The sequence below is a fragment of the Allocoleopsis franciscana PCC 7113 genome (assembly GCF_000317515.1).
GTDB lineage: Bacteria > Cyanobacteriota > Cyanobacteriia > Cyanobacteriales > Coleofasciculaceae > Allocoleopsis > Allocoleopsis franciscana.
This window is the reverse complement of record NC_019738.1, coordinates 6,787,175-6,813,478: the sequence shown is the minus strand read 5'-3', so window position 1 is coordinate 6,813,478 and position 26,304 is coordinate 6,787,175. Positions and strand designations below refer to the sequence as shown.

The window sequence follows — 26,304 nt, the reverse complement described above, 5'->3', positions numbered from 1 at the left end:
AGGGAATATTCATTGATTGATTGAAACGAAGCGCTGTTCACCGGAACGAACAGCGTTTTCTTTCGGGTGTTCTCTTGCATCCCATGCCTGAAAATATAACACCCTAGTTTTGAATAGATAAACCAGTCAAAACTCAAGATTAGTTTTTTGTAGCTTTTTAGAGGATATCCAGCCTGTATCGATTAATTAAACTATCAGCAACGACTCTTAACTCTCCAGTTTCTTTTCTAAAAGTGCCAGATAAGCATTAGGCAGCACAATTGGCCACAACAAAGTCCCTACAATTAAAACGACCCAGGATAGTTGCTTCTCTCCCGGCGACATACTGGTATCTCGGTGAAAAAACTTGAGCCAAACTTTGAATAATCGCTGAGCTATCAGGAAATAAAAAAATACAACAATAATAATCAGTCCTTTCATTATCTTCAATCCTTATTCTGGGATTATTCACTTGTTTGCTGGATACCCTGATGAAGCAAAACTTCTGCTTTAAGCAATCCTGACATATTTATTTATAAATCTCTAGGGTAAATCTGTACCAAGAGGGATGTGTAAAAAATCACATCCTTCGCAGTAAGGAGAAGTAGACTGGCAATTTATCTCCAGCCTTTCAAGAAGCATAAAGAGGAGTAAAGAAGTGGAGGACTGGAAATGGCCACGTATCAATAGAATAATCTAGTGATTTTTGAACCATAAAAATAACCTCTAAAGCCAAATCAGTTGGACTTTAGAGGTCGGTATTAGTCAGCCACATTAGGAATTCACATTTTGAATCCTTAGAGGATAACAAACGGTATCAGTGTTACCTGAAAATATTGTTCTGTTAATTCTTTTATTCTGTGTCAATTGCCTAAGAAACTGGCCCAGTTTAGATTTCAGCACCACCTTTGGCTTCAGCGCCCATGGGTAATACGGCACCCCGTAAGAAATCAATTTGCTGGTTAAATTCCATGGACTCAATTTGCCCTAACAAGCTTTGTCCTTGTGGAGGAAGTTCATAGTCATCAGGCATAGGAATAATAGTTCCATTTTCCATGCCTTTGGCTAAAAAGTACCAAAATGCCAATTTGGTTTCAGGGCTTAAAGACCCATACTCACGACTAATGACCGTGTTGGCATTGGAAGCAATCTCACGCATCACTTGTAACTGTTGCTCATGAGGTAGTTCTTTGACTTGATTGAACAATCCTTGAGCAATTTCAGAGCCAGAAGCCCCGGGAGCAGCGGGCGTGATCGAGCTACCCAGCCGGGTGTAAACAACCCACAGTAAACCGAGTTGATCGTCTACATTCAAGCCTTTTAAAGCTTGTTTACCTTGGTCGTAGCTGTTGGTAGGAGCGTATGTCATAAATACCTATTAAACTCAACCCCTGAAACTTAACAAAACTCAAATCAAAGGTTAAACCTACCAAAGATAGACGTGAGTAACCCTACTACAGGCAGAGGAAAGGTCAATTGCAAAGTGTGACAAGGATGGTGCAGGAAAAAATAGGTTTTAAACACAGTGAATAGACGATTAGAAGGAAAGGTTGCGATTATCACCGGTGCGGGTACTGGCATCGGCGAAGCGATCGCATACAAGTTTGCTAAAGAAGGGGCAAAAGTGGTAGTGAATGGACTACCCGATGACCCGATTCAGGATGTCGTGGAAGCCATCAATCAATACGGCGGTGAAGCGATCGCATATCCAGGCGATGTCTCAGAACCCTCTGAGGCTCAAACTTGTGTCCAAACGGCGATCGAAAAATATGGGCGTCTAGATGTCCTGGTGAATAACGCTGGGGTGTTCTTGGCAACGGCTGAAACTCAGGACTATCCCCTAGAGGTTTTCGACGAAACCATCAGGATGAACATCCGTTCCGCCTTCTTGATGACCAAATACGCCTTGCCACACTTGCAAAAAACCCAAGGCAACATTGTCGCGGCTGGCTCAGAAGCGGGTTTCAATGGGGTGCCGAAAAACTCTCCCTATAGTGGTACGAAAGGTTGGATACATTCTTTTATAAAGGGTGTAGCAGCGGAGCAAGCCAAATATGGTGTTCGCGCCAACTGTTTCTGTCCGGGTGCGATCGATACCGCTTGGACTCGTAAAGAAACCGGACCCATGGATGCCGAGATGGAGGAAATGACTGTCATGGCAGCTCTGATGGGACGACGTGGCACACCAGAGGAAATGGCGAATGTCTGTGCCTTCCTCGCCTCTGACGAAGCCAGCTATGTCACTGGGGCGCTATGGCTGGCTGATGGCGGTGTCACCATCGCCAAGGGTGCTGTGGGTCAGCAAACACCAGAGTCACTGCGCCAACAACCGCAGGGTGAACTGCGCCTGGATCACTCAAAAGAAGGGTTAGAAAACAAACACATTCAAACCATTAACTAGTGGAAGCTTTGAATTAAGTATTGGCAACTGCAAAAAGTACGAGATTGAAGCGCTTGTGGTGTCTCAGGAATAAAGAGAGGCTGCAAGTGAAATTAGCGCTTGTTTCTTAGCCTGAAGGGTTCAAAGCTCACGCAGAGTAACCCGCCCACGACGACTTGAGGACATAAACAAATGACATCAGGACAAGACATTGTTCCGAATCAACCCCCAAAATCGAATGAAACCAGCAGCGTCAGTGAGGCTGAACGTTGGGCAACGCTGATTAGTGGCGGAGCCATGGTGCTTTTAGGGCTGAGACAAGGCTCTCTCAGGGGTGCCCTAACGGCTCTAGCCGGTGGAGGACTCATGTATCGCGGGGTAACCGCCCAAACCGGAATTCAAGATGCGCTCGGTATGAACCAAAGTATCAAAGTCGAAAAGACTGTGACGATTAGCAACAAATCCCCAGAGGAGCTTTATCAATTCTGGCGGAATTTTGAGAATTTGCCTTACTTTATGAAGCATCTCAAACATGTAAGTGTGATTAACAATACCCGATCGCATTGGATTGCCAGTGCCCCCATGGGTGGCAGCGTGGAATGGGATGCGGAAATTATTAACGATCAAGAGAATCGCTTGATTGCTTGGGCTTCCGTTGAAGGTGCGGATATTGACAACTCAGGATTTGTGCGGTTTCAAAGAGCACCCCAAGGACGGGGTACTGAGGTAAAAGTTGTGATCGAATACAACCCACCCGGTGGAGTTGTGGGAGATGCGTTCGCTAAACTCTTTGGGGAAGAACCACAACAACAAATTGGTGATGAGCTGCGCCGCTTTAAGATGCTAATGGAAACCGGCGAGATTGCAACCACTGAAGGTCAGCCTTCTGGAAGACGTTAATCCTTTTATTGTGTGAGAGTTTTAAGTACACAACAGATAGCTTCAGTAAAGTTATCTCAAGCTTCAATATCCTTTATAAACAATCAGAAATGAATCAACTCATTGGCAGTTTACAAACCCTTAAATTACCCAAATTTATTACCATTTTTCTGGTCACTTTTGCCTTTTTAGTCATTCCTGCTTTTAGCTACAACCCTTGGATTATAGCCCAAGCTGAACCTTTAACTCCGGAAGCGACTCAATACCAAGTCAACAGCCAAGATAGTCCGTTCCGAGAAAATGAGCAAGAGAAAGTTAATCAAATCTTTGAAGACAATAAAAATCCTCAACCCGCTTCAGAAACCACTAAAGAAATTGGGGAAAATTTGAATAAAACGCCAAAAGCCGCTAAGCGAACGCTTGAAGATGTAGCTGAAAATATCAAAGAAAAATTGAATCTTGACCAACCGCTTTATCCGGGAACAAAAGAAGTTTTAGATGATGCAGCGAATGCGGTTCAAAGAGATTGAGGTGAATAAAAAGAGTACTATTTATCCTTCCTGACAGACCAGTGACTGATCATTGTTGACCGCTTACTTAAGGAGAATTAATTTAATGAAAGCTGTTTGCTGGCACGGTGCCAATGATGTACGGGTTGATACGGTACCAGACCCAAAAATTCTCAATCCGCGTGATGCCATTATCAAAATTACGTCCACCGCCATCTGTGGTTCCGATTTACATCTTTACGACGGTTTTATCCCAACCATGAAGTCGGGCGACATCCTGGGTCATGAGTTTATGGGGGAAGTTGTCGAACTCGGCAGTGCGGTGAAGAATGTACAAATCGGCGATCGCGTGGTTGTTCCCTTCACCATTTCCTGTGGCAACTGCTTCTTCTGCCAACGGGATTTGTGGTCGCTGTGTGATAACTCTAATCCGAACGGTTGGATTGCCGAGAAAATGTACGGTCATTCGCCCGCAGGGCTATTTGGCTACTCCCACATGCTGGGTGGTTATGCCGGAGGTCAGGCCGAATATGCGCGGGTGCCCTTTGCCGATGTTGGCCTGTTGAAGATTCCCGATGGGTTAGCCGATGAGCAAGTACTCTTTCTCACCGACATCTTCCCCACCGGTTACATGGCAGCCGAAAACTGCAACATTCAACCCGGAGATACGGTTGCGGTTTGGGGTTGTGGGCCAGTTGGACAGTTTGCCATCAAGAGTGCCTATATGCTGGGTGCCCATCGCGTGATCGCCATTGACCGCATTCCCGAACGTCTACAAATGGCGAAAGAACAAGGCAAAGCAGAAGTCCTCAACTACGAGGAAGTCGATGTGGGCGAGGCACTCAAAGAAATGACAGGAGGCCGGGGTCCTGATGCTTGCCTTGATGCGGTTGGCATGGAAGCACACGGTACAGATGCCATGGCATTTTACGACAAAGCCAAGCAAGCGGTGCGACTAGAAACAGACCGACCCACCGCCCTGCGGCAAGTGCTAGTTGCCTGTCGCAAAGGGGGAAATGTGTCCCTAGCTGGTGTTTATGGCGGCTTCTTGGACAAAGTGCCGATGGGTGCAGCGTTTAATAAAGGCTTGACTTTTAAAATGGGACAGACACACGTCCATCGCTACTTGCGCCCCTTGCTGGAACGGGTTCAGAATGGCGAAATCGACCCCTCCTTTGTGATTACCCACAAGATGAGCTTGGAGGATGCCCCGAAAGGCTATGAGATTTTTAAACACAAAAAAGACAACTGTATTAAAGTTGTTCTCAAACCATGAGGTGTCGAGGCCAGGGAATTTAAGAGGCGATCGCTGTATGCTTGAGCCGGCTTTCGGCAAACTCTATTTTCAGCTCAATGTCGGCAGGGGTCGCCCGTCAAATCCGCAGGTAGCAGAAGTTTCGCCTGCCAAAAAATCAAAACAGTCTCACCGTGAGAATTTTAGCTAGTTTTAGTATTCTTACATGGGTAAAAGCGATGAAACCTTGATGTAACATGGGTTTCATCCTATATCTTTTCTATGGCAAGAATAGGGCGATCGCCCTATTCTTGCAACACCTACAGAGGACGAATGATAACCTTTCAGCTAAAGTCCGTCGAAGGTTTGTCGTCATAATTGTTCAGTTCTTTACAGACTGGATATAGCTTTTCTGTACCCGAACTCGCTCGCCGCACAACTTTATTAGAAGGGAAAAAGAATGACTTAATCGCACTAATGAGGGGAAACTCATTCATTCTCGGCAAACTGATAGCAACTTGTTGATTGCCAACAGCTAGCACTTGAAACCAAGTTGACATTGTGGTGGGTAATTCTTTACTAAACCGCAGCGTTATGGTAGGAGTTGAGAGAGATTGGGCGTAAGCGGGGGATAAAAAGGGCTGATAACGTTGGGCTTCGGGTGTTAATTGTTTGACGAAGGCCAAACTGACTCCTTTCAGGAGTTGCCGCAAGGGGTCGGCTTCTTTCCCAATATGCTCTTTCACGAGAGTACTTTGAGCGAGAGCTTCGTTGAGATTGGCTCGGTCAGTAATACTCAAATGAGTGCCGCCGATCGCAGAAATCAGATACTTGGGGCCACCTAATTGAGAAAAAGACCGCAGTTGATGGTCGAGTGAAGGTGCGATCGCATCCTCGGTGCTGGTCAAAACTAAGGTAGGGACGGTAACTTGTGCCAAACCCTTATTGCCAAATAAGCGTCCTGTCATAGGGTTAAGCGCCATCACCTGTACCACTCGCCGATCTCGGAGTTCGATCTGATTACCGGGTAAATCCGTGGCGGCACACTGAAACCAGTCGGCCGGTGAACGTCCAATGGGGCTGCGGTTTTTACAAAACTGCCGTAGCTCTTTTAAATTGATTTCTCCCCCAGCTAAGGCTAAGGCTGTATACCCTCCTAAAGAGTGACCAATCACGGTAACTTGTTGAGTATTCAGTTTGCCCTGCCAAGAGCTGTCATCCGCCAGATTGAGTTTGGCAAACTCGTCTAGTACAAAGCTGACATCTTTGGGACGGTCAATAAATTCTGAGGGGGATAACAAATCACCAGGGTTGCCACCAAGGGAAATTCCACTCAACCAGGTCAAGTTGCTGCCCGGATGTTCGATGGAAGCGACGGTGAACCCGTGGGAGGCTAGATGACGGGCAATGTAGGTTAAGAAATTGCGATCCGAACCAAAACCGTGGGAGAGAATCACCAGGGGGCCAGATGTCTTTCGTGCCCAGTAGAGGTCAACGGGAATGTTGCGCTGTCGTTGTTGATCGCGCAGCATCAGGGTTTGCTCGCGCACGTATTGAGCACCGACTTCTGTTGGATCGAAGCTAGGGCGGAAGCGGGTGTCATTGGTAACGGCAAGTTCCTGCTTAAGCATTGGACCAATGGCTAGGCTTTGCCAGTAGGAGGCATTGAACTGGAGGGCGATGGAAAGCGCCTCAGAGGCATCAATCGTCACATTCTCCTCTGGGTAAGCCTTTAAAAAACTGATAACAGACAGACCATTCGCTTGTCTCGCGGCTAAAAACAGCGCCGCTTTTAATTGATCGACTCGGCTTTCGGGGAGAGCTAGACCAATTTTTTCGAGTAATCTTGCCCCATCCGAAGAACGGATCAGGTCATTGAGAAATTTATCAGTCATGTTCGGGTCAATTTGCAAGTGCTTGGTCAGTATCTGCCGCACCTGTGGAGTCAGCACCGCACCATAAACTTGAAGTTTCGGTGGCAAATCGCCCGTCTTGGCAAAGGTTTCTAATTCGGAGATGGCAACAGATTGCTCAAATGGCCCTAAGCGCAGCGTGAGGCGTTCAGCAGCTTTTGCCGATGCAACACCCCAACTCAAAGCAATGCACAGCGAAAACACAGTATTCTGTCCAATGGTCTTGATGGAACGTTCTAAACCAACCCGTTCTCTGTTGCGAGAATGCTGAGATGCCCTGCCATTAGAGCTGTTGAGCTTAACCTTCATAATGAATAATTACGTCTGTGTGAGAGTAGCTATCTACTAATTTTGCTCAAAGCGACCCAATTAGAGTTCGATGTGTTTCCCTTGCACTGTTAGCAATATATTATTTTTTGCAAGGTTGAGTCAGCTCTTCAGGACTCGACAAACACCCTGGGAGTGCCCATCTTCATCAAAAAGTTGAGAAAATCCAACTATTGTTAAGTATGGTAAATAATTTTTTTGCACCCTTCTCCTTGACTGATGGCATCCCTAGGGGCATTAATCCCTCGGATCATAGCCCAAGTTCACAACAGTAAGCTCTTAAGAAATAGGAATGGGGGAATGGGACAGAAGCTAAGCGTGAAGATGGGAGAAATTTTAACCGGGCAAAATTCAAATCGATAGCCTCAAAGGAATTTGAATGGCAAACTCCGCTCCTTGCCCTAATTGGGAGGAACACTGCAACGAGCCACCATGCTGCCTTTAATAATCTGGTAGCTGATCGATCGCCCTAAGCCTCTACGGCTTTAATCTCAGCTTCAATATGCCGTTTCGGATTTTTTTCATTGTGTAATGTTTTGGGCAAAAACAAAGTAGCCAGAAATTTTTCGACCTTCTGTTAGCACTGTAATTGCTGTTTCTGACTGACGGGGGCGAGAGTGGGAGAAAAAAGTTTTTCTATGCAATCCTCATTCCTTCATCCGGAGCCAAGCGAGAGGATAAGGTAACTTTATACTTAAACCTTCAGTTAACAAATGGCAAGCCTGTGGAGCTACTGGACAATAGTCGGTGTCACAAGTAACAATTGAAGTCTGCGGTTCTTGTCTTGACGTGAAAATGAGCATGAATCGCTCAATTTCATCTCAAAAACGGTAACTCATAACGGCTCCCTGAGAGTAACGAGTAAAATGAATCCAGAGCTAGAAAGCCTATAGCTCTTCCCTTAAAGATGAGTCCTCCCCAACCGCCCCAACAGCCCAAAACGCTGCTCACTCAGCTAACTCAGGCCGTACAGACGATTCAAGCCAGAGTTAACTTTAATGCCCTGGCGCTCAAGCCTAATGCCAGAGTCCCGGAACTCTTGGTACAAGACGCTGGTGCTCCTAAAGCTGAGGTCTATCCCCTATTGGGAGACCGTTACTTGCTCGGACGCAGCTCAAAATCCTGCGACATCGTGGTACGCAACCCTGTAGTCAGCCAGATACATCTGTCTTTAGAACGCTATGGACGGCGTCAAAGACACTTTATCATCAAAGACGAAAATTCCACGAACGGGATGTATCGAGGCCGACGCCGTCTCTCTTCCCTGGTTTTGCGTCATGGTGACATCCTCACGATTGGTCCCCCCGAACTGGCGGCTGCGGTGCGATTGGAGTATGTCGATCCGCCCCCTTGGTATATCCTGGCCATTCGTTATGGCCTTTATGGTATCGGTGGATTAACAGCTTTGTTGGTACTGATCATCGGCATTGAGTGGCTGAAAGTGCCAGTCCGACCCTTACCCTTAGGGGTTCATGGACCAGTGGTGATTTCGGCTGATGATGGGACGTTTTTACGTCAACCTCGAACCACCGCCCACCGAGAATTGCAACGACTATCGGAATTTTCCCCTTACCTGCCCAAGGCAGTGGTGGCTTCAGAAGACAGTCGTTATTACTGGCACTTTGGAGTAGACCCTTATGGTATTGCACGAGCCTTGGTAACCAATTTCAAGGGCGGCGGCATTCGTGAAGGGGCGAGTACGTTAACGCAACAAGTGGCTCGCAGTCTGTTTACCGACTATGTTGGGCGGGAAAACAGTGCAGGGAGGAAATTCCGAGAGGCGATCGTTGCCCTGAAGCTGGAGACATTTTACAGTAAGGACGATATTTTAAAGCTGTATTTAAACCGCATCTATTTAGGGATTGATGCTTACGGCTTTGAAGATGCGGCTCGGTTTTATTTTGACAAATCGGCGAAGGATTTAACCCTTTCAGAAGCCGCAACGTTGGTGGCAATTTTACCCGCGCCCAATCGGTTTAATCCGATTCAGGATTACAATACCGCCTTGGCATTGCGGAATCGCGTGATCACTCGGATGCGTGGTTTAGGGATGATTAATCAGCAAGAAGCAAACGAGGCAAGGCGATCGCGGATTGATGTTAGCCCTAAAGCCAGTGCATTCCTGGCTAGCACTAAGGCACCCTATTTCTACAGCTATGTCTTCGAGGAACTGCGGGAGTTACTAGGAGAAGATTTGGCTCAAGAAGGGAACTTTATCGTGGAAACCTCTCTGGATCTGAACACTCAAGCCAAAGCGGAAGCCGCGTTACGTTCCTTTGTGAACACAGAGGGGTCTCGCTTGAGATTTTCCCAAGGGGCACTGGTGACTCTCAATACAAGCAACGGCGAAATTCAAGCCCTTGTGGGAGGTATAGACTACCAAAAAAGTCAGTTTAATCGTGCCACCCAAGCCAAGCGACAACCCGGTTCTACGTTCAAACTCTTTGACTATGCCGCTGCCTTAGCTCAAAATATCCCAGCCGGCAAAACCTACTCCTGCGCCCCTGCCTACGGCTTACGGGGGTGTGAACGTTCGGGTGGGGCGGTGGATATGTACACGGGGATGGCGCAATCGGAGAACGTGATTGCCGTCCGGGTGGCGATGGATGCCGGTTTAGATAATGTAGTGCAAACAGCACGACGCCTCGGTGTGCGATCAGAACTGAAGCCCGTTCCCCGTTTGGCGATTGGTCAAAGCGAAGTCAACGTGTTAGAAATTACGGGTTCTTATGCGGCGATCGCAAATCGCGGTTTCTGGAACCGTCCCCACGCGATCAAACGCATTCTGGATAGTGGTCAGTGTAAAGACACCAACGATAGAAGTACCTGTCGTGTTATTTACAGCTTTGACGAGAGTCGGGACAAGGGGCTGCAAGCTGTCTCACCCGGAGTTGCACAGACAACGACTGCTTTGCTGCGGGCTGTGGTGCAATCAGGGACAGGTCGCTCTGCGGCGATCGCGCCAGGCGTAGCGGGGAAAACGGGGACGACCGACCGCAATGTTGATCTCTGGTTTATTGGTTTTATTCCCAGTAATCAGCTAGTGACCGGTATTTGGTTAGGAAACGATAACAATTCTCCAACTAACGGTAGTAGTGCCCAAGCCGCCCAGTTATGGAGTAACTATATGCGCCAAGTTGTGCAGTGAATCTCATCTGCTTTTCGGTTTCCCGTATTGCTAAAATCTTCGAGTCAAGAATAAGGTATTTGTAATTTCCGTCTCAGTGCGGATGCTCAAATAGGTCAGATTACTGTTCATTATTCTCTAGATAGAGATTCACCCGACGAATAACAACAGGAGTTTGATAATGCGAATTGCACAAATTGCGCCATTGTGGGAGCGAGTTCCTCCTCCAGCCTATGGCGGGATTGAACTAGTTGTCGGATTGCTCTCGGATGAACTCGTCAGACGCGGACACGAAGTTACTTTATTTGCTTCTGGGGATTCCATTTCTCTAGCGAAACTTGAATCAGTTCACCCCCAAGCCTTGCGTCTCGACCCCACAATCAAGGAATTCGGTATCTACGAGATGCTGCAAATGAGTCGGGTTTACGAGATGGCGTCTGAGTTTGATATCATTCATTCCCATATGGGCTGTGCAGCTTTGCCCTATGGAAATCTGGTCAAAACGCCCACCGTTCACACCCTACACGGCATTTTTACCCCTGATAACGAGAAACTGTTCACCTACGCCCGGAAACAACCCTACATCAGTATTTCCGACGCTCAGCGGGAGCCAAGATTAAATTTGAACTACGTGGCAACCGTCCATAATGGGATTGACACGAGCCAATACGACTTTTACCCAGAACCCCAAGACCCCCCATACCTAGCCTTTGTGGGACGGATTTCTCCGGAGAAAGGGCCACAACAGGCGATTGAAATTGCCAAGCGTTCAGGCTGGCATTTGAAGATGGCAGGCAAAGTAGATGCCGTCGATGTGAAATTTTACGAGCAAGAAATCAAGCCTCTGATTGATGGCAAACAGATTGAGTATTTAGGAGAGGCAACCCACGAGCAAAAATGTGCCTTGATGGGAGGCGCAGCTGCAACCCTATTCCCCATTACCTGGCGCGAACCCTTCGGCTTGGTGATGATTGAATCGATGGCAACAGGAACGCCCGTGATTGCCATGAAGATGGGTTCCACCCCAGAGGTGATTGTCCACGGTCAGACTGGCTTTTTGTGTGAAACAATTGAAGAATGTATAGCGGCGATCGCACCCGCCACTCAGTTGAGCCGTCAGACTTGCCGGGAGCATGTCCTGAAGTACTTCAGTGTGGAACACATGACCGAGGGTTACGAGGCTGTGTATCAGCAAATCCTGGCTGAGCGTTTTACACAAAACGGTCACGCTTATAGCATCAGTCAAGTGTAAGCGGAGCCAAAGGGTATCCACCTTGTTGAGGTTCCTTGCGAAGAATAACCGATTCAGGTGGTCTGTAAAGCGCCTGTTCGGCAAACCCTAAGCTATTACACCCTCGTCCTAACGCATTTTTATATCCCCCCTGATTCAGGGGGGATTTTGTATGGCTGGAAGTGAATGCTATAGCAGTCGCCATAGAGGTTAGGACAGCTTTAAGGGCTGAAACGACCACATACCAAGAATAAACCTTCTGCCTTCTGCCTTCTGCCTTCTGCCTTCTGCCTTCTGCCTTCTGCCTTCTGCCTTCTGCCTTCTGCCTTCTGCCTTCTGCCTTCTGCCTTCTGCCTTCTGCTATATTACCGATTCAGCTTGCCAACCTTGTCCAGCCAATTTTTTCAGGTACAAAAATGGAGTTCTGGCTAGAGTAGAGTGAATAGGCTTGTGAGGAATCAAGGGCGAGATGCTGCAAGCGGAACAAATCTTAAATGAGCGTTATCAACTCAAACGTAAACTTGGACAAAATGCAGGGCGTCAAACCTGGCTGGCTGAGGATATTGGAGTTTCACCCAGTGAATCGGTAGTTGTCAAACTTCTGGCCTTTGGGGGTGAAGTGCAGTGGGATGATTTGAAACTATTTGAGCGGGAAGCACAGGTTCTCAAACAGCTCAACCATCCCCGAATTCCCAAGTATCGCGACTACTTTTCGATTGATGAGCGGACGCTGTGGTTTGGTCTAGTACAAGAATATATCCCTGGCATCTCCCTTAAGGAACAGCTAAATCAAGGTAAACGCTTTAGCCAAAAGCAAATTCATAAGATTGCAGTTGATATCCTGAAAATCCTGGAGTTTCTCCACCAACTTAATCCCGCCGTACTGCATCGAGACATTAAACCCAGCAATTTGATCTGGGGTGAGGATGATGAGGTTTACTTAGTCGATTTCGGCGCAGTGCAAGACCGGGCGGCAAAAGAGGGAGCCACTTTTACGGTGGTGGGAACTTATGGCTATGCACCGATGGAACAGTTTGGGGGTAGAGCCATACCCGCCTCCGACCTTTATGCCTTGGGGGCAACGTTAATCCATCTGCTCACGGGAACAGCACCCGGAGACTTGCCCCAACGGAACTTGTGCATTTGCTTTGAAGACCGAGTCACCCTGAACCCTAGGGTGATTAACTGGATTAAGAAACTGACTGAACCGGCTCCTGAGAAACGATTCAAGAGTGCGACGGAGGCACTCTCTGCGTTGAAATCCGGTAGGGAACTCAACCCGCATCCAAAGGGTAGAGGCATTCCGGTGGAACTCGGCTTTCAGACAACAGCCTCTACTATAGTGAATAATAATTCCGGACAGGGGAATCTATTTGATAATTCTGTGCCTATACCAGATGAAATTCAAGGCTGGAATTGGGGCGCTTTTTTCTTACCTCATATTTGGGCGATTTCTAATCAAGTTTGGATTGGTCTGTTCGCCTTTGTCCCGATCATTGGTACGGTCATGGGATTTGTACTAGCCGCTAAAGGGAATGAGTGGGCATGGAAAAGTAGAAGATGGCACAGTATTGAACAATTTAAAGACCATCAAAAATCGTGGACGAAAGTTGGCCTTTTCATTGGAATTCCTATGGTTTGGCTTCCTGCACTCTATACACTCCTTAGCTTATTTTAGTTTGAATAACTGAATCAATTCCTGTCAGCTAGGATTAGAAAAGTTGGGCTTCAAAGGAATTAAACCAGATGCTGCAAGCGGAACAAATCTTAAATGAGCGCTACCAACTCAAACGTAAACTTGGACAAAATTCTGGGCGTCAAACCTGGCTGGCGGAAGATATTGGAGTCTCACCGCCTGAATCGGTAATTGTCAAACTCCTCGTCTTTGGCGGTGAAGTGCAATGGGATGATTTGAAACTATTTGAGCGGGAAGCTCAAATCCTCAAACAGCTCAACCATCCCCGAATTCCCAAGTATCGCGACTACTTTTCCATTGATGAGCGGACGCTTTGCTTTGCTTTGGTACAAGACTATATTCCTGGCATCTCTATTAAGGAAAAACTCAATCAAGGTAAACACTTTACGGAAGATGAAATTGTTTACATCATTGCGGTTGATGTTCTCGCCATTTTAGAATTTCTCCATCAGCTCAACCCTGCTGTGCTGCATCGTGATATCAAACCCAGCAACCTCATTTGGGGCGAGGATGATCGCATTTATTTGGTGGATTTCGGGGCAGTGCAGGATCGAGTCGCGAGAGAGGGAGCCACGTTTACGGTGGTGGGAACCTATGGCTATGCGCCAATGGAGCAGTTTTCCGGTAGGGCGGTACCCGCGTCTGACCTTTATGCCTTGGGAGTAACGTTAATTCATTTGCTCACAGGAATTGCCCCCATTGATTTACCCCAGCGAAATCTGCGGATTTGTTTTGAAGAGCAAGTGACGCTGAGTCCTAGAGTGGTGAACTGGCTCAAAACCCTGACTGAACCCGCTCCTGAACAACGTTTTAAGAGTGCGGCTCAGGCTCTTTCGGCGCTGGAATCCGCTTTAACACCCAGCATTACGAAGGACAACTCAACAATAGAACGACAGGTACTGAATAATTCAGGACACGGCAATATCTTGGATTCTGCGGTTCCTGTACCCAATGAAATCAAAGGCTGGAATTGGGGCGCTTTTTTGATGCCTTGGTTTTGGCCTTTTACCAATCAGGTTTGGATTGGTCTTTTCTCCTATGTCCCCAATTGCCAGTTAATCATGGCACTGGCACTGGGTGCGAAAGGCAATGAATGGGCTTGGAAAAGCCGAAGATGGCGCAGTATTGAACAATTTAAAGCCCATCAACGACGCTGGGTAGTTGCTGGAATGTGTTTTTGGGGAAGTCTGTCAGCGATGGGAATATTCACGTTGCTCCAGGCTTTATGAAGCAAAATAGGGCTTCGCTTGATCCAAAATTGATGAATTCTGAATCATTTACTTACGGAATAAGTACGATTCACGCTGGACTAATAATTAAGCAGAAGGATAAGGATGCAAGAATCAGATGCTGCAAGCGGAACAGGTTTTACAGGAGCGCTATCAGCTCAAGCAACAATTAGGACAAAATGCAGGACGGCAAACTTGGCTGGCGGATGACTTGCAATCGATACCATCTAAATCCGTAATTGTCAAGTTATTGCCCTTTGGCGGCGAGGTGCAATGGGATGATTTGAAACTCTTTGAACGGGAAGCACAGGTTCTCAAGCAGCTTAATGATCCTCGCATTCCTCAATACCGTGATTATTTCTCGATTGATGACCGCTTGCTCTGGTTTGGCTTGGTGCATCACTATATCCCTGGTGTCTCTCTCAAGCAGTTGCTCAATCAGGGGAAACGCTTTTCAGAGCAGGAAGTTCGCCAAATCGCAATTGATGTTTTAGAGATTCTGATTTATCTGCATGGGTTAAATCCGTCCGTGCTGCATCGGGACATTAAGCCCAGTAATTTAATTTGGGGTGAAGATCAGCAAGTCTATTTAGTAGATTTTGGCGCAGTGCAAGACCGAGCGGCACAAGAGGGAGCCACATTTACAGTGGTGGGAACCTATGGCTATGCCCCCATGGAACAGTTTGGCGGTAGAGCCGTACCGGCTTCTGACCTCTATGCCCTGGGAGCCACCTTAATTCATTTACTCACGGGTACAGCTCCGGCGGACTTACCCCAAGATGATTTACGGATTCAGTTTAGCGACAAAGTTAATCTCAGTCCCCACTTTGTAAGCTGGATTGAAAAACTCACCGAACCCTCTCTCAAACGACGGTTTAGCACAGCCAAAGAAGCCCTAACCGCACTCCAATCCAATCGTATTGAGCATCCAACAAATTCTAGGCTGCCTTCGTCTTCCTCTGGAGGCAGAATTATTCCGCCCTACGGGACTCGCGTTGAGCTCGATAAGTCTCCCGAACGGCTGCACATTCTCATCCCTGAACGTCGGGGAAGGGGCAATGCAGGACTCTTACAACTAGGGGGTTACCTGACGCTGTTCATGGCAGGCATTCTTTGGTGGATGCTGAAGGTAGGGACACCTGTGGTTAGCTTTCCGTTTTTGTTTGCCCTGGTTATTCTGGCGATTAAAGCCATCCGATTTTATTACCAACGCACTCTCGTGGCGTTTGACCGCAACAGCAACCGTTTTGAGTTAGAGTGGCGCTGGTTGGGTCATACTGTCAGTCGGTATAAAGGGGCGATTTCCCAGCTGGCTTACGTTTGTTGCTATCGGAGTAAAAAGAGTTCAGAAGTGATGCTCACAGGCGTGAGTTCTAATTCATACTCCTTTGGTCAGGGTTTGACGGAATATGAGTGTGCTTGGTTGGCTCAAGAAATTCAAACTTGGCTGAACTTTAAGTGAGGACAACTTCAGCATTGAGGGGAACGGAGGCATGAACTAAGGTTAAAAGAGGGCCCGCTTGATCCGTACCACTCACGGCTAAGTCACTGTGACACAGGTATACTCGCTCACCTGCTCGAGCTAATAAATTGCGTAAAATTCGTTGCAATCGCTCCTGATCGGCATTCATTTTATCCTCTTCTGTCCAGGGTTGTCCCGACCATTGTTTGAGAAAAATCTCGGCGGCGAATAGGGTAGCGGCACCCCCACTCAGCCACAGGGGAGAACCAGCATCCAGCCAAAACTGCCAACGGTGAGAGTGGCGACGGGCGCGGTATTGGAAGATTGTCGCTAACGTCACGGCATTGCTCGTGGCTGGGGAGAGGCGGCGCACCGGGTAGGGATTGGCGGTAACGGTACCCCGACGCAGCATTTGAATGAATTGGGCAATGGTTTGAGTGGATGTGAGCAGGTTTAATGGGGTTGGAGGTGGTACGTTGGCGGGTTGCAGCGGATTTTCCAAACGTCCAACGTTTAACTCTTGTCGCAGGCGTCCGTCTACTTCCCAATAGTGTTGAGCGGTTTCCATCAGTTCCCGCAAGGCTGCGATCGCAGCATAGGGGAGGTTGCTGCCATTCCATAAAAATTTCTGAATCGCTCGATCGAGAACCACGACACAGGAGGGAATCAAACGCTGTTGGTGTTGTACTCGTTGCACCTCCAACCACTCTACAATTTCCCCATAAGCGGCGGTTGCCCGATGTCCCAGCCGATCCCAGCGCATAAAGGACTCGACGGGAAGTAAGCGAGGGTGTTCGGGGTTGGGGGAATAGCAGTAATCGGCTAACAAACCCGCACGCACGGGGTCGATGTGGGGCATGGGGAAGGGGGAATTGGTGTTTTGACGTTTGCCTTCTTCTTGTCCCCAGTCTCCTGGCTTTTGACTAAGAACCACCAGCATTTCTGCGATCGCATCTCGGTCTACTAAGCGTCCCAAACCGGGATATATCATGGCTAAAAGGGTTAACAGTGCCCGAATCATGGGGGAACTAATCAGCGGACGTTGGTCGTTGAGGGGTTCTACCGAGATGCCTTGCTTGGTGAGAATATCGCTGAGGACGTAACGGGCAATGTCATCTAAACCCGGTGCAATCACGGCAATCTCTCCCGGCTGAACTTGTCCCGATTTCACCTGATCAATAATCAGTTGAGCCATCTGCCGTAATAAAGCGGCGCGGGAGGTGGTTTGAATCGATTGGATGGATGGGGGTAGATTAGCGATCGGCATGGGTTCAGTCACTAAGTTCACCACGTCCTCGGCAAAATTGCTCAAAGAGGGAATTGGTGTATCGGTTAAGGTTTTGATCTGGCAACGCCCTGCTAAACCTTCTAAATAGTTGGGGTCGGCATTTAATCCGAGGCGTACCTGACCCTCTGGATTATAGGTGAAGACTCCAACAGCTCCTTGGTCTAATAAGATATCGAATAAATCTCGTGCGATCGCGGGATAATCATCCACATCATCCGCCAGTACCGCCTGATATCGTTGCTGCAAATACTGCTGATACGTTGGGTTGGGTAGCAGATGACGCCAATAAAGCTCACAGATCAGGCCATACGTCAGTAATCCTCTCTCTAGACACCAGCGCCGCCAGTTCAAGAGCATCTCTCCCACCGCGTCCCATACTTCTGGGGTTCCCTCTGGTTCCAGAATGCCCTGTTGGAGAAGGGTTGAAACATCCTCAATCGGTGTGCCACTCACCGCAGCTAACAGTAATAAGTCTAATAGACGGCGAACTTTTGTATCCTCATTGCTTCCCGGTAGCGATTGACTCCATTGTTCGATGCCGTTTCGCCACAATTCTTTAGCCAACGCCTGCTCAGTTTCGGGACGGAGTCGCAAGGGAAACTGTGCTCTGAGATGCAATGGCTGGATTAACAGGGGCCAAAATAGCATGACTTCATCCTGAAAGAAGCCCAAAGGGGTCTTGGAGCGAATGGGATATCGCCCCTGGATGGCCATGGTCAATTGTTCCGTCAAATCCCGCCGATTATCGTCATTTGCTGCAAAAACTAAGATGGCAGGAGCCATTCTCCGGTCGCGACGAGTGATGGGAGAACCTCCTCGGAACGTAGGCTTTGTTTGGCCTCGTTCTTGTTCAACCCATTTTTGAAACTGAGATACAAGGTGAGTTGTCTTACCACTACGAGTTGAACCAGTTATCCAAATTGAATCCAACTTCACAAGTTCTCCTTAGAATTATTTGTTAAGATACTACGTACACGAGATTTAAAAGTTAGGTTTTTTAGGGTGCCAGAGAGCGCCTGTCCTCTGAAGTATGAACTACGAAACACTTTTTGGATTAGGATATTTGCCTAAACTAGGTGGGTTAGGCATCCTTGGCGGCGGGGGGTTAAGCTCTCCTGACTATTGGATTAAGTAAAAATTATTCTTACTCGTCATCTTTTAGCCTGTCTATCATACTTCCGTTGAAAAATTACCTTTTTTTATGAGTTTCCAATCGATCTTCCGCACAGCCAACCAATGGTTTTTTGGTACCCCTGAAAGAGCCTTAGACCAAGCCTACCGAGCTGCCTTGATGATTAAGGCTATTGAAGATGAGCATTTTAATGGCAAGAAAATTTCGGCCTGTTCGGGGAACTATAGCGATAGTGTCATCTCTTATTTTGAAGCTGATCTGAAAAAATATTTAAAGACGGTAAAGATTAGATTGGCTGAATTTAAAGGTAGTCGGTCTGTATTGAGTTCGTCAGAAGCCAATAAATTAGAAAACAGACGTAACCCGTTCAATCCATCCGCTTTAAATTCTGATTTAGACAATGAGCAACAATCCATTATTATTGAAAAACTAGATTTTATTGACAAAATAATCAAAAAATATTCTGAACCTGAACGTTTGGATAAATACTTAGTTCCCTTATCACAATTTCAAGGGAAACAAATTATTCCATCTGACCTGAATCAATCTCTGACCGATGAAAGTAAGAATGAACCTCGGTCTTTGCAGCAAGGGACTGTTTCTAAAAATACGGCAGTGCCAGATATTGAGACTGTAACAGATAAAACGGGTGTACTTCCTCGCTCAATTTTAAGAACATTTAATAGACTGCAACAAGAATTAGACCCCAAAGCCGAAGAAGAAGTTGTTAAAAATTTTCGTAATTCTAAACTGAAAACGATATTTTCATTAAAATTCATTCTGACAATAATTATTGTTCCTATTCTAACTCATCAAATTGCTAAAACTTTTCTTGTTGGCCCCATTATAGATAGTTTTAGAAGTGAAGAACAAAACCCAGCAGGCATTTTCTTAAACCTGGAAATGGAAGAAGAAGCCTTTAATGAGCTAAAGCTATTTGAAGAAGAGCTTAAATTCAAAAGTTTAATTGGTTTGGCTCCTAGAATTACTTCAGAAGAGATAGAAGAACAAGTTAAAGAGAAAGCAACTTTACTAGCCGAGGAATTTCGAGAAAAGGGTAACAATTCGATTAAAAATATCTTTGCCGACCTTTTATCAATGGCGAGTTTTGCATTGGTTATCGTCAAGAGTAAGCAAGAGATTGTTATTTTAAAATCCTTTATGGACGACCTAGTCTATGGCTTGAGTGATAGCGCTAAAGCTTTTATCATTATTTTATTAACTGACATATTTGTGGGATTCCACTCCCCTCATGGTTGGGAAGTTATTTTAAAAGGCATATCCCAACATCTAGGATTACCAGAAAATCAAGATTTTATATTTTTGTTTATTGCCACCTTTCCAGTTATTTTGGATTCTGTCTTTAAGTACTGGATTTTCCGCTACTTGAATCGGGTTTCTCCTTCGGCAGTGGCTACCTATCGAAATATGAACGAATGATGATTGAGGCGAAGGGGAATGGGTAACCGTTGTGATTAGAACCGCTGCTCATGCTCCTCTCAAAAGGGTTAAGGCTGTTAACTTCTATGACTGGAAGAGGTGGTCTTGCACTTCAAAAACAACAAAAAGGGCAAACTTCCACATCTGCCCTTTTTAGCCTCTAGAAAAATTAACTCAAAAGCCTTCTGAGTTAGCACGCTAAGTCCTAAACCCATTCCCAGTGTAAAGAGTTGTGATTTTTCCAGAGAAGCCTTGATCAGGTTATTTTTTTTATTTTTGACCTGTCACTTCTTCTAAGCGCTCACCGATAATTTCTTCAACTGATTCCGCTCGTGTATTTCCTGGGTTCTTCATCTTATCGATGTCAGCAGCTCCCTGAACTTCGTTAATACCACCCTCATTGGATTTTTGCGTAACTTTTTCGCCCGAAAGCAGGTCTTGATCACCTTGTCGAATAGCGGTCTTTTGCGCTCCCTCTTCAATCCCTAAAAGCTGGTCTTCACCGCTTGTCGGGTCAGCGGCCTGTGTAGGTTTATCTTGAGCAAAGGGATTAGGTAGACTGTAAGCAGGCGTTACATTAGAAAACAGAATTAAAGCGCAAGCAAAAGCTGCCACAGCAATGCTCAGAGAACGCCATAAAGCCGAAAGGGTTAAGCGGATAGATGTCATAAGCTCCTCCAAATTTTTTTTGAACAATTTCGACAATTAAATTATAGGTGTATAAGTGGCTGACCTGTTCAGAATATCAAAAGATCAAACTACTACTTATGTATAGTAAGCAAAATAATCTACTTAGCTCATCTATAGCTAGGCAGATTAGTTGATATACATCTAGGCAGATTTAACAACAGCTTTGCAAAACTTAATGCTGTTTTATTGGTTATTTATGCCATTTTGTATTATGTTGTTTCTGCCTCAGGCGATCGCTGGGCAAGCCTCCCCATCCCATACAGGATACAGGAGTACTAATACTTCCCTAATCTGGGCTGCCAGTTTTCCAGCATCAGCCCTTAACCTCGCGAGTGAGAAATCCCCTTAAGCTGAAAGCAGTGGAGAGTTCATAGAAACTATTACTGTCTAAAAAACTCGATTTGTGGGACTAATGGGTCTTGAACAATTCCGACACCGGAATATCCCCAACGTTTGAGCAAGTTGTTAATTTGAGTGCCCGTGGCTGACTCTACAGTAAAGCGGTTAGCCACATCAACACCATGAGTATTAAGATAGCTGAGGGCATCATAGTGTTCGCGAAACATTAACAGGTAACCAGCATCTGTACCTTGTCCACCCGTATTCGGTTTGGCGATTAGATAGCGACCGTCAGCTCTGGAAAGAATCAGGTAATAGATATCGGAGAACATCGCAAACAGTCTGAAGTGTTAAAAAATAAAGGATAAAAAAGAGGAGGTATCGGTTTATCGTTGTCACAGAATATCTATTTCTAAAATTTGAACAACTTCATCTTTACATACTTCACACTTGATCCTTTATTTGAGATCTTCCAAACGAATCCGGGGGTCTACCGCTTTTAGTAATAAGTCAGCTAACAAGTTTCCGACAATCAGCATCACAGCCCCAATCATTAAGCTAGCCATGACCAAATAGAGGTCTAAATCTTTCACCGCCTGCAAAATTAAACGGCCTAAACCGGGCCAATTGAAGAAATATTCCGCAATAAAGGCACCGCTTAATAAGCTGGCAAACTCAAATCCTAGTAACGTAATTAAGGGATTGATCGCATTGCGGAGGGCGTGGACATAGATGACTCGATTTTCTGGGAGTCCCTTAGCACGAGCCGTTTGAATGTAGTCTTGGCGCAGAACATCGAGCATTTCACCTCTGGTAATGCGCTGTAGACCAGCAAAGCTGGTGATGGAGAGGGCAATGGTAGGTAAAATCAGGTGCCAAGCGATATCCAAAACTTTGCCAATGGCGGAAAAATCTGCATGATCGATGCTGGTCATGCCTCCCACAGGGAATAAGGGAGTTGTATATTGTGCAAAAATCAGCAGCACCAGCGCGGTGATAAAGCTGGGAAAGCCTTGGCCTGTGTAACTAATGACTTGTAGAAATCGATCAAAAGCTCGGTTTTGGTGGACGGCGGCAATAATACCCAGGGGAATTGCGATCGCCCATGTCGCAACAATTGAGGCGAAAGCCATCAGTAACGTGGCGGGTACCCGTTCCCACAATAAAGACGAAACAGGTCGAAAATAGGCAAAACTCATGCCAAAGTCCAGGCGGGTAACCACTCCCCATAACCACCGCCAATACTGCACAATCGGGGGCTGATCCAAGCCAAATTGCTTTTGGTACGCATCAATTGTTTCTTGGGAAATTTTCGGATTATCTCGAAATCGGTCTAAAAAATCCCCAGGTGCTAACTGAATAATCGCAAAACACAGGGCAGAGGCTAAAAGCAAGGTCAAAGCCGCCTGTAACAGCCGTTTCACCACATAGAGAAACGTCTCACTGGTAACGATGATTTGCAACTGACTCCAAGCCGCTGCCAATCGATTAGAAACTGAAGAATCCCTCGAAGAAGAAGTCATCGAACACCTATCCCTGTTGTCACTTGGAGTTGAAGGTTGGCAGGTTGAACGTTGATCAGGAAAGCCAGAAAAGCGGGTTGATCGATTTACATCTTCTAAGTTTCAACCTGCAACCTTCACCTCGTCTACTAATATTCAATCAACGTTACTACAGGTACATCGGGGAGTTGCTGACGCCCACCCAAATCCCGTAGCTCGATGATAAACGCGAAGCCAACCAATTCGCAGCCAATCTGCTGAAGTAGCTTGGCGGTAGCCCCGGCAGTTCCACCTGTAGCAATCAAATCATCGACAATCAAAACCCGACTGCCGGGGTGAATGGCATCTTGATGAACTTCTAACTGATCGAAGCCATACTCTAGTTCATACTCAACAGTATGTACAGCCGCCGGGAGCTTACCCGGTTTTCGCACAGGAATAAAGCCCGCGTTGAGGTGGTAAGCCAGTGGCGGTCCGAAAATAAAGCCACGAGATTCCATTCCTACCACATAATCAGCCGCAAGCCCTACCTCCTTGCATTTTTGGGTCAGCGTATCGATTGTGTAGCGCAGTCCCTCTGGGTTGCGGAGTAGAGTGGTGATATCCCGGAATAAAATTCCAGGTTTGGGAAAGTCCGGGATATCGCGAATCAGAGACTTTAAATCCATCGACAGGTAAACTCACTTGATTGGTAGTTTGACTCGGCACCTATGGCATGATGGCAGCACAGAGCTCTAAGATAGGACTTGCCAGATGCCCCTTGCTCGCATCCTACAATAGAAGGCTGGACGTTTTTGATAATTGCTAACACTTAAGCTCGAAGGTGTGACTGGAGAGTGCACACAAATATTTTTATTATTCAGATATTCAGGTAAACCCATTGAAGATAAGAAGTAGATGTCGCTGAAGTCCGAAATCCCTTTTTCGGGTGGTTCCTCTGGGTCTGACCCTAACCCCAGCCAATCTGGCGTTAAGTGATAGCCTCAAAGAGGAGAATGATTGCTCTAAGTAGAGCAAAACCAAACTCTGGGCACAAATGCCAACCTTAGAAGTCAGCTATTATACAAGCTGCCGTCCCGATTGACTAAAGAAGTATGAAGTATGAATTTCTGGTAGACGCATTGCCTAACTTCAGGCAAGCTCTTATTAACAAAGAAGGTTCATGCCGCACTTTATGTCACTACACTAACCTCCAAGAGTGGGTGACCCGGTAAGGCTTCAGCCTTTCGCTTTAATCCTTCAGCCTTTAGTTGACATCACTTTGACCAAAACCCCTTTACCCTCAATTGCTAGTTGGAATGAATCTTTCTGTGAGCGTAATGCCGACCAATAGTCCCCAGGACCAGACGAGATCCCTAATTTTAGATAATTTACCCGACCCCCTGATCTCAGAGCGAGGGTGCCCGCCAAGAACTCGGCAGCAGATTGACCTCATTCTACTTGCCATTGAAGCTCTGGAACTGGGAGGTTCTGAAGCCATGCTATTGGCGGCGAAGGAACTTGAACTTCAGAACGTGGTTAAAAATCGAGTTGCCCTCTGGCGTATGCGCTCTAGCAATCCCTTGCGCCGCTCCTATACTCGCCGTCCCCTTACCCTAGAGGAAGCCAAAGCTTTAGTGATCATTGCTTCTCATCTAGCACGAAGACTCACGGTGTTGATTCGGCAGTTGCTTTTGGCGTATCAACAACTCCATGAGAAACAGGTGCCTCTGGAAAACCATTTTCGCTTATCTGAATATTTAGAGAGATTCAGGGCACATTTTCGGAGTCGGATGAATCCACGACGGGCGAAAGTAGCAGCCTACAGTTCGGATGAAAAGTTGAATGAGCTGGCGATTTCGCTGTTGAGCCAGCTACTGTTCTGTACAGGAACCTCAGGAATGCAGCGATTTTGGTCCAGCCTCTTTGATGGAGAAGTAGCATGACCATTCGACGCCAGTACAGTTTGCCAAATTGCACGCTCGTTCTAGAAGGTTTGAGCGACAATCCCCCCACCGGTGGGGGTCTAATCGATTCCCGCCCTTTGATGACCATCTTGGTCAATGCTGAATGCTATTTCTCTGGAGCAGAGCAATCCCTCAAAGGCGGACGTGACTTTTTTGAAAGCTTAGTGCGCTCTGTGAGTCACTATGCTCAGGAGTTTTTAAGTCAGGTTCATCACCCAAAACTGCATGGGGATAAGCCTGAACTGGTGCAATTCCAGAAATTGCCGGACAAAAATTTGCATCGGTTAATCCTTTTTGCTACGGCTGAGGCGATCCCAGCTCACTCTGGGGGAGGGATGCCACCCTCACCGTTTGCAGGCATGGCTCAAGGGATAGCGGGTCAGCTCACGCTGACGACGGTACAGCTATTTGACTTGGTTGAAGCCATCGATCAGTTTTTAGCGGATGGGCGAACGCTACCCGACCTCAAGGTGTCGTTAGAGCCAGTATCCAAGCGTCATCGCAAAGCAGACGAACCCATAGCGAAGCGAGCCGCCCCAGCCGCATTGGGAATGACGGGTTTAGCGCTATCTGCGATCGCATTTTTCCTGGTTCCTATTCCTCGCGAACCCAAACCCCCAACCTCTCAGCCTAACGCTACTAATACGGCTTCTCCTAGCCCAGGAGGCTCTCCCTCTCCTTCTGCCACTGGCTCTGCGTCGCCAACCGCAACAGCCAAACCCACACCTCCCTCGGCGTCTGATTTAGAGAAGCTTCTGTCTTCCAATCCAGAGATTACCGATGCAACAAAGCTACGCTTTTTGCAACGACGGCTTTACAGGAAAGTTGATGCTAATTGGCAAGACCGCGGAGAGGCGGCTCAGAATTTGCAATATCGGGTGAGTGTGGCTAGAGATGGCTCCATTATCGGCTATCAGCCCGTCGGGTCAACCCCGGCTGAGGCGGCGAAGCAAACGCCCCTAGTTGACTTGCTTTACATACCCGCTACAGGCAGTATTCCCAATAACGAACCCATTGCTCAGTTCCGAGTTGTGTTTAACAGAACCAGAAAAGGTTCTCTAGAAATCAGTCCTTGGCGTGGCTATTCGGGTAAACCTTCCTTAGGGCCACAAATTACTGATTCGGCCTCGGTGAGCCGTTTGCAGGAGCAACTCTACAAACAAATTCGCGAAAGCTGGACTGAAACTCCGAAGTTTCCCAAGGATTTAGTTTATCGGGTCGCTGTCACCGAAGAGGGTGCCATTGGCGACTATGAGGAAAAGAATCAGCCGGCCTCAGATTACGTCGATCAAACTCCTCTTGAGAAATTAATCAAGCCAGAGGCGGCTGGATTGGACAGCGTACAGACGTTAGAGCAAAAACCCCGCGCTCAGTTTCGGGTTGTATTTAAGCCGAATGGGGTTCTAGAAGTTAGCCCCTATTAGATGAGGAGGGGGAGAAGGGAGGGAGATTTTCTCAACTTTCTCCTCAGCCCTTTGAGGGGTAGGGATGCTCAAGGGATCGAATCATTAAGGAGCACGATGTTATGCGTCTTACCGATGAGTCAGAAGAGACTCCTTTTTTGATCAACCTCGTGTCGATGATTGATGTTCTCTTCTGCATTCTGGCTTTTTTTATCATTTCGTCGCTTTATTTAACCCGTTCGCAAGGACTGCCGGTCAATTTACCAACCGCCACAACAGCCGAAACTCAGCGTATGGCTCAAATGAATGTCACGATTCAGGCGAATGGCGCAATTGCCCTGAATCGTAAGCCGCTCGCGCTAGATGCATTGGAAGGCGCTGTACGTTCGCAAGTTGGCTCGGCCTCACAATCTTTAGTCATTATTAATGCAGATGCCAGAGTTCCTCACGGTTTGGTGGTGAGGGTGATGGATCACTTGCGTCGAATTCAGGGAGTTAAATTAGCGATCGCCGCCCAAAGTCCCTAAGTGCCGCCTCGCAGAAATAACCCTGAATTACAAATTACCCATTACCAATTACAAATTACCCATTACCAATT

The 26,304-nt window shown here is 46.9% G+C and carries 22 protein-coding genes; 14 read left to right on the top strand and 8 right to left on the bottom strand.

Annotated features, from left to right (window positions below; genetic code table 11):
* Positions 1-207: 207 nt before the first annotated feature.
* Together MIC7113_RS28045 and MIC7113_RS28040 are read right to left on the bottom strand one after the other, a co-directional pair.
* Positions 208-420: a hypothetical protein gene (locus MIC7113_RS28045; protein ID WP_015185575.1), complete on the bottom strand. Its 213-nt coding sequence runs from the start codon at positions 418-420 to the stop codon at positions 208-210.
* A 448-nt stretch (positions 421-868) separates the two neighbouring features.
* The gene (locus MIC7113_RS28040) at positions 869-1,348 is read right to left on the bottom strand and encodes an orange carotenoid protein N-terminal domain-containing protein (RefSeq protein WP_015185574.1); all 480 of its coding nucleotides are present in this window, start codon (positions 1,346-1,348) and stop codon (positions 869-871) included.
* A gap of 156 nt (positions 1,349-1,504) precedes the next feature.
* Between MIC7113_RS28040 and MIC7113_RS28035 the strand changes: the two genes are divergently transcribed.
* The 4 genes from MIC7113_RS28035 (at position 1,505) to MIC7113_RS28020 (ending at position 5,023) form a co-directional block, all read left to right on the top strand.
* Positions 1,505-2,380 carry an SDR family NAD(P)-dependent oxidoreductase gene (locus MIC7113_RS28035; protein WP_015185573.1) on the top strand — a complete coding sequence of 292 codons (876 nt, stop codon included), beginning with the start codon at positions 1,505-1,507 and terminating at the stop codon, positions 2,378-2,380.
* Between the two features lie 171 nt (positions 2,381-2,551).
* On the top strand, positions 2,552-3,259 hold the full coding sequence (locus tag MIC7113_RS28030; protein WP_015185572.1) for an SRPBCC family protein: 708 nt from the start codon (positions 2,552-2,554) through the stop codon (positions 3,257-3,259).
* 89 nt (positions 3,260-3,348) lie between these two features.
* Positions 3,349-3,768, top strand: coding sequence for a hypothetical protein (locus tag MIC7113_RS28025; RefSeq protein ID WP_015185571.1), 420 nt, complete (start codon positions 3,349-3,351; stop codon positions 3,766-3,768).
* A gap of 85 nt (positions 3,769-3,853) precedes the next feature.
* Positions 3,854-5,023 carry a zinc-dependent alcohol dehydrogenase gene (locus tag MIC7113_RS28020; RefSeq protein ID WP_015185570.1) on the top strand — a complete coding sequence of 390 codons (1,170 nt, stop codon included), beginning with the start codon at positions 3,854-3,856 and terminating at the stop codon, positions 5,021-5,023.
* 302 nt (positions 5,024-5,325) lie between these two features.
* Here the strand turns inward: MIC7113_RS28020 and MIC7113_RS28015 are convergent, their stop codons facing one another.
* Positions 5,326-7,203, bottom strand: coding sequence for an alpha/beta hydrolase (locus MIC7113_RS28015; RefSeq protein ID WP_015185569.1), 1,878 nt, complete (start codon positions 7,201-7,203; stop codon positions 5,326-5,328).
* A gap of 925 nt (positions 7,204-8,128) precedes the next feature.
* Here MIC7113_RS28015 and MIC7113_RS28010 point away from each other — a divergent pair.
* From MIC7113_RS28010 to MIC7113_RS27990, 5 genes are all read left to right on the top strand, one after another.
* Entirely contained in the window at positions 8,129-10,369 is a 2,241-nt protein-coding gene (locus MIC7113_RS28010) for a transglycosylase domain-containing protein (RefSeq protein WP_015185568.1), read from the top strand.
* Positions 10,370-10,529: 160 nt separating this feature from the next.
* On the top strand, positions 10,530-11,600 hold the full coding sequence (locus tag MIC7113_RS28005; protein ID WP_015185567.1) for a glycosyltransferase family 4 protein: 1,071 nt from the start codon (positions 10,530-10,532) through the stop codon (positions 11,598-11,600).
* A 448-nt stretch (positions 11,601-12,048) separates the two neighbouring features.
* A complete protein-coding gene (locus MIC7113_RS28000) occupies positions 12,049-13,257 on the top strand; it encodes a serine/threonine protein kinase (protein ID WP_015185566.1) in 1,209 nt (402 codons plus the stop codon).
* A 68-nt stretch (positions 13,258-13,325) separates the two neighbouring features.
* Positions 13,326-14,504, top strand: coding sequence for a serine/threonine protein kinase (locus MIC7113_RS27995; protein ID WP_015185565.1), 1,179 nt, complete (start codon positions 13,326-13,328; stop codon positions 14,502-14,504).
* A gap of 118 nt (positions 14,505-14,622) precedes the next feature.
* Positions 14,623-15,966, top strand: a complete 1,344-nt coding sequence (locus tag MIC7113_RS27990) for a serine/threonine protein kinase (RefSeq protein ID WP_015185564.1) — start codon at positions 14,623-14,625, stop codon at positions 15,964-15,966.
* Here MIC7113_RS27990 and MIC7113_RS27985 read toward each other — a convergent pair.
* Positions 15,959-18,190 (bottom strand): recombinase family protein, encoded by a 2,232-nt coding sequence (locus MIC7113_RS27985; protein WP_015185563.1) that lies wholly within the window; start codon positions 18,188-18,190, stop codon positions 15,959-15,961. The two genes, MIC7113_RS27990 and MIC7113_RS27985, sit on opposite strands and share 8 nt — an antisense overlap.
* Before the next feature lie 265 nt (positions 18,191-18,455).
* Between MIC7113_RS27985 and MIC7113_RS27980 the strand changes: the two genes are divergently transcribed.
* Positions 18,456-19,826, top strand: coding sequence for a proton extrusion protein PcxA (locus MIC7113_RS27980; protein WP_015185562.1), 1,371 nt, complete (start codon positions 18,456-18,458; stop codon positions 19,824-19,826).
* Positions 19,827-20,096: 270 nt separating this feature from the next.
* Here the strand turns inward: MIC7113_RS27980 and MIC7113_RS27975 are convergent, their stop codons facing one another.
* Entirely contained in the window at positions 20,097-20,495 is a 399-nt protein-coding gene (locus tag MIC7113_RS27975) for a hypothetical protein (RefSeq protein WP_015185561.1), read from the bottom strand.
* Between the two features lie 217 nt (positions 20,496-20,712).
* On the opposite strand from MIC7113_RS27975, the gene MIC7113_RS36915 reads away from it, so the two are divergent.
* On the top strand, positions 20,713-20,865 hold the full coding sequence (locus tag MIC7113_RS36915) for a hypothetical protein (protein WP_155898107.1): 153 nt from the start codon (positions 20,713-20,715) through the stop codon (positions 20,863-20,865).
* Positions 20,866-20,896: 31 nt separating this feature from the next.
* Here the strand turns inward: MIC7113_RS36915 and MIC7113_RS27970 are convergent, their stop codons facing one another.
* The 3 genes from MIC7113_RS27970 to MIC7113_RS27960 all read right to left on the bottom strand — a co-directional run bounded on the left by MIC7113_RS27970 (position 20,897) and on the right by MIC7113_RS27960 (position 23,025).
* Positions 20,897-21,187: a hypothetical protein gene (locus MIC7113_RS27970; RefSeq protein WP_015185560.1), complete on the bottom strand. Its 291-nt coding sequence runs from the start codon at positions 21,185-21,187 to the stop codon at positions 20,897-20,899.
* Between the two features lie 126 nt (positions 21,188-21,313).
* Positions 21,314-22,378: an ABC transporter permease gene (locus MIC7113_RS27965; protein ID WP_015185559.1), complete on the bottom strand. Its 1,065-nt coding sequence runs from the start codon at positions 22,376-22,378 to the stop codon at positions 21,314-21,316.
* A 128-nt stretch (positions 22,379-22,506) separates the two neighbouring features.
* A complete protein-coding gene (locus tag MIC7113_RS27960) occupies positions 22,507-23,025 on the bottom strand; it encodes an adenine phosphoribosyltransferase (RefSeq protein WP_015185558.1) in 519 nt (172 codons plus the stop codon).
* Between the two features lie 630 nt (positions 23,026-23,655).
* On the opposite strand from MIC7113_RS27960, the gene MIC7113_RS27955 reads away from it, so the two are divergent.
* From MIC7113_RS27955 to MIC7113_RS27945, 3 genes are all read left to right on the top strand, one after another.
* Complete coding sequence (locus MIC7113_RS27955; RefSeq protein ID WP_015185557.1) at positions 23,656-24,282, top strand: DUF3038 domain-containing protein; 627 nt, start codon at positions 23,656-23,658, stop codon at positions 24,280-24,282.
* Positions 24,279-25,727 (top strand): DUF4335 domain-containing protein, encoded by a 1,449-nt coding sequence (locus tag MIC7113_RS27950; RefSeq protein ID WP_015185556.1) that lies wholly within the window; start codon positions 24,279-24,281, stop codon positions 25,725-25,727. The genes MIC7113_RS27955 and MIC7113_RS27950 overlap by 4 nt, the downstream gene beginning before the upstream one ends.
* A gap of 101 nt (positions 25,728-25,828) precedes the next feature.
* The gene (locus MIC7113_RS27945; RefSeq protein WP_015185555.1) at positions 25,829-26,233 is read left to right on the top strand and encodes an ExbD/TolR family protein; all 405 of its coding nucleotides are present in this window, start codon (positions 25,829-25,831) and stop codon (positions 26,231-26,233) included.
* Positions 26,234-26,304 lie beyond the last annotated feature (71 nt).